At 45.7% G+C, this 529-nt stretch carries 1 protein-coding gene; it reads left to right on the top strand.

Going from position 1 to position 529, the window contains the following annotated elements:
• The coding region (locus tag HMPREF3107_RS12365) for a hypothetical protein (RefSeq protein WP_210391409.1) at positions 1-189 on the top strand (189 nt) is incomplete at its 5' end.
• Between the last annotated feature and the right edge of the window lie 340 nt (positions 190-529).

Genomic DNA, 529 nt, shown 5'->3' with positions numbered 1-529 from the left:
ACCGCTTTTGATTGCCGATTTGGTCTCGGTAATCTGCCCTTTGCCCGTAGGTATGACTTTCTGCATCGGTGCGGATATGCTGTGAGTGAGCTTAAAGTGACTTTAACCCGGCATGCATCCCAGTCGTTGCCGGTGGTGGTACAGATACCGTTTGCACCGATGTGCGGACCTGATTTTGTCAGCCGCTGATGGACCAGGTCCGGATAACGCCAGCGATACCTACATCGGCATACGGGATATTGGAATCTTGTCCGCTCAATCGGTGCTTGATTAGGCTCAACAGATGGGGAAGTGTGCCTGACCAGGTTCTCCAGTTAGTGAATTTTGCCAAGGCCTCGGGCAGAAACCACTTCAAAAATATCAATCCATTGATATTTAATATTATTTCTACTTTATATTAAAAACCATACTATGCTCAGCATTAACAAGACCTTGTTCCATTACATGAATACACTTGTGGCCATCGTACTTTTATAGAGATAACCAGCTCCACCCAACCAAAGTGACCTGTTATTCACTCTGTGAACAA

The sequence above is a fragment of the Neisseria sp. HMSC31F04 genome, assembly GCF_001807735.1.
Lineage (GTDB): Bacteria > Pseudomonadota > Gammaproteobacteria > Burkholderiales > Neisseriaceae > Neisseria > Neisseria elongata.
The sequence above is the reverse complement of the archived record's forward strand: the minus strand, read 5'-3'. Positions and strand labels throughout refer to the sequence as shown.